7 protein-coding genes are annotated in these 8,713 nt (G+C 65.0%); 2 read left to right on the forward strand and 5 right to left on the reverse strand.

Going from position 1 to position 8,713, the window contains the following annotated elements:
* The first annotated feature begins 138 nt into the window (after positions 1-138).
* Both U8U01_RS14860 and U8U01_RS14865 read left to right on the forward strand, forming a co-directional pair.
* Positions 139-852: a 5'-methylthioadenosine/adenosylhomocysteine nucleosidase gene (locus U8U01_RS14860; RefSeq protein WP_322175861.1), complete on the forward strand. Its 714-nt coding sequence runs from the start codon at positions 139-141 to the stop codon at positions 850-852.
* A gap of 10 nt (positions 853-862) precedes the next feature.
* The gene (locus U8U01_RS14865) at positions 863-1,555 is read left to right on the forward strand and encodes a hypothetical protein (protein ID WP_322175864.1); all 693 of its coding nucleotides are present in this window, start codon (positions 863-865) and stop codon (positions 1,553-1,555) included.
* A gap of 62 nt (positions 1,556-1,617) precedes the next feature.
* Here U8U01_RS14865 and U8U01_RS14870 read toward each other — a convergent pair whose 3' ends face one another.
* The 5 genes from U8U01_RS14870 to U8U01_RS14890 all read right to left on the reverse strand — a co-directional run bounded on the left by U8U01_RS14870 (position 1,618) and on the right by U8U01_RS14890 (position 8,094).
* Entirely contained in the window at positions 1,618-3,471 is a 1,854-nt protein-coding gene (locus U8U01_RS14870; protein ID WP_322175866.1) for a polysaccharide deacetylase family protein, read from the reverse strand.
* Between the two features lie 37 nt (positions 3,472-3,508).
* The gene (locus U8U01_RS14875; RefSeq protein ID WP_322175869.1) at positions 3,509-4,198 is read right to left on the reverse strand and encodes an L-ribulose-5-phosphate 4-epimerase; all 690 of its coding nucleotides are present in this window, start codon (positions 4,196-4,198) and stop codon (positions 3,509-3,511) included.
* 95 nt (positions 4,199-4,293) lie between these two features.
* Entirely contained in the window at positions 4,294-6,339 is a 2,046-nt protein-coding gene (locus U8U01_RS14880; RefSeq protein ID WP_322175872.1) for a glycoside hydrolase family 127 protein, read from the reverse strand.
* A 4-nt stretch (positions 6,340-6,343) separates the two neighbouring features.
* Positions 6,344-6,634 (reverse strand): DUF6171 family protein, encoded by a 291-nt coding sequence (locus U8U01_RS14885; RefSeq protein ID WP_322175874.1) that lies wholly within the window; start codon positions 6,632-6,634, stop codon positions 6,344-6,346.
* Positions 6,631-8,094, reverse strand: coding sequence for an alpha-N-arabinofuranosidase (locus U8U01_RS14890; protein WP_322175876.1), 1,464 nt, complete (start codon positions 8,092-8,094; stop codon positions 6,631-6,633). The genes U8U01_RS14885 and U8U01_RS14890 overlap by 4 nt, the downstream gene beginning before the upstream one ends.
* Between the last annotated feature and the right edge of the window lie 619 nt (positions 8,095-8,713).

Below are 8,713 nucleotides of genomic sequence, written 5' to 3' on the forward strand. Positions count from 1 at the left end.
AAGGGAAGCGGAAGGCCCATGTCCTGCTGGCGCCTACGGGGGCTACTGGCAGCCCTGCCCTGGGCCTGTGGCACTGCCTGCTTACAGGACTGCCCCCCGTCCGGGGCGGGGGATAACAAAGAAAGGTGCGTGAGCGGTATGAGCGAGCAAAAACCCATTGGTATTATCGGCGCAATGGCCGTAGAGGTAGAGGGCCTGATCGCCCAAATGGAAAGCCCCCGGCGGCAGGAGTCCGCCGGCCTGGCCTTCTACCGGGGCCTGCTGGCCGGGGTAGACTGCGTGGTGGCCCAGTGCGGCCCTGGCAAGGTCAACGCGGCCCTGTGCGCCCAGTCCATGCTGCTGGGCTGGGCCCCCCGGCTGGTCATCAACACCGGCGTGGCCGGGGGCGTGGGGGTGCATATCGGCGACCTGGTGGTGGCTAGCGCCCTGGTGCAGCACGATTACGACACCACGGCGCTGGGCGAGCCCCTGGGTAGCCTGACCCTCCACCGGGGCGGCGTCCACGAGGAACGGGTGATGCTCCCCAGCGACCAGGCCGCCGCTGCCGTACTGCTAAAAGAGGCGGAGAGCATCTACGGCGGGGCCCATTTGGGGGTCATTGCCACCGGCGATACCTTTGTGGCCGGCCGGGAGAAAAACCGCTGGCTTATGGAAACCTTCGGCGCCAAGGCCGTCGAGATGGAGGGGGCCAGCATCGCCCAGGCCTGCTACATGAGCGGCGTGCCCTGTGCCGTGCTCCGGGCCATCTCCGACAACGCCAATGACGATTCGCCGGTGGATTTCCCCACCTTTGTCAAAATCAGTGCGGAAAAGTCAGCCCGCCTGCTGGCCCGGGCGCTGCCCCGGCTGTGAGAGGTGCCCTATGATTGAACTTGCGGTAAAAGCGTACAGCTACCTGGGCAGAAAGCCCGTGCTGTGTATGGATATGCTGGAAGCCCTGCGCCGGGGCGAGGGCACCGTGGCCGCCGTGCGGGAGGACGGGGCCCTGGTGTACATTGGCCGCAGCGGGGCCTACCTGCTGGCGGCGGAAAACATGGACGTGGGCGAGGCCCTCTGCGGGGGCATTTTCCGCCCCACCCAGGTGGCGGTGCACAGCCTAAAAAACGCCGAGATGCTCATGGACCGGCTACAGCTCAGCCAGATCATGGCGTGCCGGGCCGCCGCCTATCTGGAGCCCGCCGCGCCGGAGCCGGAAGAGGGCCTGGACTTCCAGCCCATGGGGGAATCCCACCGCCAGCAGGTGCTGGAGGCGTTCCCCCAGGGCTTTGAGGAGGCCGAGTTACGGGAGCGCCTGCGGGCCGGGGTGATGCAGGGGGCCTTCTCCGAGGGCCGCCTGGCCGGCGTAGTGGGCCTGTACCCGGAAGGGGGCGTGGGCCTGCTGGCCGCCGAAAGCCCCCCGGTGCGGGCCGCCCTGGTGGCCCATATCACCGGCTGGTGCCTGCAAAACTGCTTTGCCCCCTTTGCCCACATCCCCGTGGAGGACGAAGAACTGGCACAGGTATTCGCCCAAACCGGCTATACCTTCAGCGACCAGGCCATGTACTGGCTGGCCTGATCCCATATCCCCCATAAAAATAAAGCCCTGCGGAAAACTTCCCGCAGGGCCTTTTTTCCCTCTCACCCCTCCAACATAGCCAGCAGTTCTTCCGCCGTCACCGATTCCTTCATGTAAAACCGGCCCAACTGCCGCAGGCTTTGGGGCATCCCCTTAACCAGCACATTGGCCTTTTCCTCAATGGTCAGGGTCACGCCGATCCCCGCCTCTTCCAGCAGCTTTTCCGCCAGCATATCGCAGTGGCCGTAGGGATAGGCCAGCACCCCTGGCTGATAGCCCAGGGTTTCCGACATCGTCTGGCAGTCCTCCCGCAAAAAGCCGGTGTACGCCTTTTCGCTCTCGCCCTGCCGCCGCAAAATGCCCTTGCGCACCGGGTCAGGGTCCAGGCCGGGCACCTGGTGCAAGTCATAGCCGTGGCTTTGTACGCATACCACCCCGGTTTCCGCCGCCTTTCGCCCCTCTTCCACAGAGAAGTGTGGGAACATCTCCCGCCCCGTGTCCTTGTACTGCGTCTTGCCCATGGAAACCCCAATGGCGAATATCGTGGCCCGCATCCCGTATGCCTCCATAACAGGCAGGCCCAGTTCCAGGTTGCTGGCATACCCGTCGTCAAAGGTGATCACCACCGGCCGCTTGGGCAGGGCCGCCTCCCCTAGCACATAATCCTCCAGTTGCTGAAAGGTAACGGCCGTATACCCCCCGTCCCGCAGGGCGGCCATGTGCTGGGTAAACCGCTCCACCGACATAATATCGTTGCCCTTCCCCTCTTCCGCCAGATGATGGTACATCAGCACCGGTATCCGGGCGGTATAGGTAGAGGGATCCGCCTCTTCGGCCCCATAGGCGCCGGGCTCGGCCCCCAGGGCAATGTGCTCGCCCAGCCGCCGGGGCCGGTACACGCTGCCGTCCCCGGCAATCTCCGCCAACACCATCTCCCCCAGGCAGCCGCGGAAGTGCCCGGCGTCGTAGAAAAACCGGGGGTCCCGGCTCAGGGGCCCCAGGGTGAAGTCCCAGTAGTCCGTCACCTGGGCCAGTTCCCGCCGGAACCGGGCCTGCTCCTCCGGCGTGTATGCCTCCAGTTGCCGGCAAAACTGCGGCGGGCAGATCACCGTCAGCTTTGCCCCGGCCTCCTGGCACATGGCTTTTATGGCCGCCAGGCTTTCCATGCAAGCGTCCAGGCCCGCCAGTTCCTTGGGCTGGGCCGCCGGGGCGCCCCAAAAGCCCGCATAGGCGTCCCGGCCGGTATATTCTTCCAGGTCCCCAATGGGCTCCACGTCCCGCAGGCTCCGGTCATAGCTGCCGGTAGCCCCGTCATAGGCCCGGTACCCCTGGGGCAGATAGTCCCCCCGGATGTACCGGCGCAGCTTGCGCAGCCCGTGCTGGGGGCCGGCGAAAAGGTACTGGGCGTAAAACCCCAGGGGCGCGTCCCCTTCCACCAGATGGTGCATCTCCTGGGCCTTTTCCTCCCCGCCCGCGGCGCAGGCTATGGGCAAATCCACCACCAGATGTTTCACCCCGCCCCGCTCCGTCAGGTACCGGCAGATCTTCTCCACCCCCGCCATGTCCCCGGCGCAGCCGGTCAGGTCGTAAAAGCTGGCCCCACTGTACCGGTTCAGGGCCTCCACCGGGTAGGCGCTGGGGGTGGTGCCCAGAATATAGGCGTCATACGCCCCCTCGTGGCGTTCCAGGTACGCAATCTTCCCCACCCCCGGTGCCTGGGTGATAGTATACCCCCACCAGCCCATAAAGGGGTCGCCGAACACCCCAAAGGGGTCGGTGCACACATTAAACCCGGCCAGCAGCGCGGCCAATACAAGCAGCGCCCCGGCCAGCATCCCCAGCCGCCGGGCCGGCGTTTTTTTCTTTTTGGCAGCCGCGGGCAAATGCGGCAGGCGTTTCAAACGTGGCAAAGTCATAAGCGGCCCCCTTTCCTGCATAGCGCGGCCCGCGCCCTTACTGCCCGTAATAGGCATGGGCCCCGTGCTTGCGCAGATAATGCTTGTCCAGCAGTTCCTGCTGCATCCGGCCCGCCTGGGGCTCCAGCAGCAGGGCGTGCCAGTCCATAAAGGCCACTTCCTCCATCACCACCGCGTTGTGCACGGCTTCTTCGGGGCTGGCGCCCCAGGCAAAGGGCCCGTGGCTGTGTACCAGCACGCCGGGTATGGCCATGGGGTCCGTCCCCCGGAAAGCCTCTATGATCACACGCCCCGTTTCCAGTTCATAGCGGCCGCCTATCTCCGCCGGGGTCATCTGCCGGGTGCAGGGGATGTCCCCGTAAAAGTAATCCCCCTGGGTGGTGCCCATCGCGGGGATCCCCTGCCCGGCCTGGGCAAAGGTGGTGGCCCACCGGCTGTGGGTGTGCACCACCCCGCCCAGCCCCAGAAAAGCCCTGTACAGGGCCAGGTGGGTGTCCGTGTCGCTGGAGGGTTTCCATTTGCCCTCCACCGGCGCCCCGGTTTCCAGGTCCACCACCACCATGTCCTCCGGGGCCATATCCGGGTAGGCCACACCGGAGGGCTTAATAACCATCAGCCCCTTTTCCCGGTCGATGCCGGACACATTGCCCCAGGTAAAGGTGACAAGCCCGTGTGCCGGCAGCAACAGGTTGGCCTGACAAACCTGCTCTTTCAGTTGTTCTAACATATACCTTCCTCCCGTCTATGCTGATGCCTTATAGTGAGCCCGGTGCAAAAGAGGTAAAACCTCTTTTGCACCGGGCGGCACAGCCGCTGTGTTTCCTACACCCGCACCCATACCCGCATTTCCCCCATGCCCCGGTTGGCCCAGGCGTAGTAGGGGATAAACCGCAGGGTAACAGGCTCTTCCTTGGCCGGGGCATACCGGCTGTACAGGGGGGCGCCGCTGCCGGGCGCCGCCTGCCGGAAACCGGGCAGGTCAATGGCCCGCATCCCCTGCCCGCCAATGGTGATCCCCGTAGGCCTGGCCTCGCCGGCCCTGGCCGCGTCCACCCGCACAAGGTGCAGGCCGGGCCCGTTGTCCGCCTCTTCCAGGCAGTAGCAGATGGGACCCCGCAGCACCGCCACCTTGCCGGTGTCCTCCCGTACCCAGGGGTTGGCGGCCACCAGCCGGGTTTCCATCGGCAGGCTGATGTCCACCCGGTCCCCCTCCCGCCAGGTGCCGGTCAGGTACACATAGCCGTCCTTCTCGGTCCGCTCCATGCCGTCCGGCCCGGCAATCACCGGCCCGGCGCACCAGCCCGGTACCCGGAAGGCCAGGGTATACGCCACCGGGCTGTCCGTGTGCACGGTCATCCTGGCCCGGCCCTCCCAGGGCAGGTGGCTTTCCAGCGCCAGGCGCAAGGTATGCCCGCCCACCTGCCGGCTGATCTCCCCGCCCATGTACAGGTGGGTGAACAGGGTGGTGTCGTTCCCGGTAAAGGCGTACTGGGCCCCGGCCGTCACAATCCGCGCGATGTTCGGCGGGCAGCAGGCGCAGCCAAACCACTTTTGCCGCACAGGTTTCACGTGCTGCAACCGCTGGTCGGCCAGGCAGGCTGCAGGGTTGACCTCCAGCGGGTTCACATAGAAAAAGCTTTTGCCGTCCAAAGCCATACCGGCCAGCACCGTGTTGTACATGGCCAGCTCCATCACATCGGCGTACGTCCCTTTGGGCTCCAGTTCCAGCATCCGCCGGGCAAAGAAAGCCAGGGCAATGGCCGCGCAGGTTTCCGAGTAAGCCGTGTCGTTGGGCAGGTCAAAGGGGTAAGAGAACGCCTCCCCGTGTACCGTCCCGCCTACGCCCCCGGTAATGTACAGCTTTTCCCCCACCATCTCGTCCCACAGCCTCCGGCAGGCGTCCCACAGCCCCTGGTCCCCGGTCAGCCGGGCCACGTCGGCCATGCCGGCGTAAAGGTACCCGGCCCGCACCGCGTGGCCTTGGGCCTGTTCCTGTTCCCGTACGGGCCTGTCCGCCTGGTAATAGGCATAGGGGGCCGTATCCGCCTGGGGGGCGGGTTTGCCCGACCGGGCGGCCCGTTCCCGGTCCTCCTGCAAAAAGTAGTGGGGCGCGGTTCCCCGCTGGTCAATAAAAAACCGGGCCAGGTTTAGGTATTTCCGCTCCCCGGTGGCCTCATACAGCCGCACCAGGGCCATCTCGGCAATCTCATGCCCCGGGTAGCCCTTGCGCTTGCCCGGCTCCGGGCCGAACTGGCTGTCCACATACCCGGCAAAGCGGCAGGCGGCTCCCAGCAGCTTGTCCTTGCCGGTAGCCTCATAGTAGGCCACCGCAGCCTCGGCCAAATGCCCCAGGCAGTACAGTTCGTGGTGGTCTTTCAGGTTGGTAAAGGCCCCGTCCATGCCGTTCAGGATATAATACGTGTCCAGGTACCCGCTGTCATGCTGGGCGGCGCACAGCAGGTCAATGGCCCCGTCGGCCGTCCGTTCCAACTCCGCATCCGGGTGCTGGGCCAGCGAGTACCCCACCGCCTCGATCCACTTATAAAAATCCGTGTCCTGAAACACAAATCCATAAAACCGGTCCGCCTCCGGGTGGGCGGGGTCCTCCGGCAGGCATTCAAACCCCCGGAAGGTATACGCCGGCTCCACAAAGCCGGGGTTGTTCCGCTTTTCCTCCATCAGCCTGGCCGCCGCCCGGAAATTGTGGATGCAAAAGCTGGGGGCAGCCCCCTCCACCCGGTCATTGAGGGCCTCCCACTGGTAGGGCAGCATCTCCCGGCGCACGGTTTCCTGAGCGGCCTGCCAAAAGGGGTCGGCCACCCGTACGTCCCGCAGGCTCACCGGCCTGCTGTGTTGTTTCTGCTCCATCTAATCAAACCTCCTTATGGTTGTTGGCAGGTGTTTCCCATGCTTGCCAAAGGCCCTGGGGGCAGCCCAGCCGCCCCTTGGCGGCCCGTACCTCCACAAAGCAGCCGCACAGGGCGCACATACCGTTTTGTAGCCGGGGGCATTGGCGGCACAGGGCCAGCCGCCGGGCATACTCCGCCGGCGGGGCCTTCTGTTCCGGGGGCAGGCTTTCTATGTACTGGTAAACCGGCGCAAACGCCTGGCTGTCCAGTTCCCGCAGCAGGCAGCGCCTGCATATCCGCCCCGCCCCGTTCATGCAAGGGTGATCCGCCCCACCGAGCAGGCCGGCAGGGTAAAACAGGCCCGGCCGTTTTCCAGCTTGATGCCCGCCAGTTCGGTAACCTGCACGTCATGGGGGTGGTCAAAGTCGTTGTACGCGCCCATCCCGCCGGCCAGCAGGCGGCCCGAAACCTGGCCCAGGTCCTTGCCCAGCAGTTCCACCTCCACCGGGCAGTCGTTGTCCGCGTCCAGGTTGGCCGCGGTAATGTGCACCGCCCCCGCCCGGTCCGCCGAGGCGCACACAGTCAGGCTGTTGATCCCTTCCACCTCCCGGCCGGTGGCAAAGCAGCCCAGCAGGGTGGCGTCCTGGTGGCACTGGTACAGGTCGAACACATGGTAGGTAGGCGTCAGCACCATCTTGTCCCCCTCGGTCAAGATCACCGCCTGCAACACGTTCACCAGTTGGGCGATGTTGGCCATCACCACCCGGTCGCAGTGCCGGTTAAAGATATGCAGGGTCAGCGCCGCCACCATGGCGTCCCGCATGGTGTTCTGCTGGTACAAAAACCCCGGGTTGGTGCCCGGCTCCACATTGTACCAGGTGCCCCACTCGTCCACCACCAGCCCCACCTTGTGCAGGGGGTCATGCCGGTCCATAATCTGGCAGTGCCTGGCCACCAGTTCTTCCATGTAGCCGGCGGCCTTCAGGGTGGCGTAGTACTCGCCCTTTGTAAAGCCCGTGGCCGCCCCTTTGTCCGCCCAGTTGCCAGAGGGCACGGTGTAGTAGTGCAGGGAAAGGCCGTCCATATAGTTCCCGGCAATCTCCATCACCTGGTCCGTCCAGTCATAGTCGTCACTGTTGGGCCCGCAGGCAATTTTAAACAGCCGGTTGTCCCCATAGTTCCGGCAATAGGTCTGGTACCGGCGGAACTGGTCGGCATAAAAGGCCGGGCGCATATTGCCCCCGCAGCCCCAGTTCTCGTTGCCCACCCCAAAGTACCGCAGTTCCCAGGGCTCCTTGCGGCCGTTCTGTTCCCGCAGCAAAGCCATGGGGGATACCCCGTCAAAGGTCATGTACTCCACCCACTCGCTCATCTCCTGCACCGTGCCGCTGCCCAGGTTGCCGTTGATGTACGGCGCGCAGCCCACCTGCCGGCACAGTTCCATAAACTCGTGGGTGCCAAAGGCGTTGTCCTCCACCACCCCGCCCCAGTGGGTGTTCACCATCCGTTTGCGGCTTTCCCTGGGGCCAATGCCGTCTTTCCAGTGGTACTCGTCGGCAAAGCAGCCGCCCGGCCAGCGCAGCACAGGCAGCCGGATGGCCCGCAGGGCCTCCACCACGTCGGTGCGCATCCCGTTCACGTTGGGTATGGGGGAGCCCTCCCCCACAAACAGGCCGTTATAAATGCACCGCCCCAAATGCTCCGAGAAGTTGCCGTAAATGTTCCGGTTGATAGTCCCCTTCCTGTCCAGTGTGTTCACAATGATCCTCTGCATATTGCCTCTCCTTTCCTGTTGCAGCCGCGTAACCCCGCAGCCGTGTCATCTTCGGCGTGGCAGCGCCACACCCCTTCCAAACCCGCTGGAGGGAGGTATGGCGAACCGCCCCCCCTCCCGTCCGGCATATCCGCAACGATCCTCTGCCTACTGCCTCTCCTTTCCTGTTGCAGCCGCGTAACCCCGCAGCCGTGTCATCTTCGGCGTGGCAGCGCCACACCCCTTCCAAACCCGCTGGAGGGAGGTATGGCGAACCGCCCCCCTCCCGTCCGGCATATCCGCAACGATCCTCTGCCTCCTGCCACCCTTTTCCCGTTGCAGCCGCGTAACCCCGCAGCCGTGTCATCTTCGACGTGGCAGCGCCACACCCCTTCCAAACCCGCTGGAGGGAGGTATGGCGAACCGCCCCCCTCCCGTCCGGCATATCCGCAACGATCCTCTGCCTCCTGCCACCCTTTTCCCGTTGCAGCCGCGTAACCCCGCAGCCGTGTCATCTTCGACGTGGCAGCGCCACACCCCTTCCAAACCCGCTGGAGGGAGGTATGGCGAACCGCCCCCCTCCCGTCCGGCATATCCGCAACGATCCTCTGCCTCCTGCCACCCTTTTCCCGTTGCAGCC

This window comes from Acutalibacter caecimuris (genome assembly GCF_034335085.1).
In the GTDB taxonomy this organism is placed as follows: domain Bacteria; phylum Bacillota; class Clostridia; order Oscillospirales; family Acutalibacteraceae; genus Acutalibacter; species Acutalibacter caecimuris.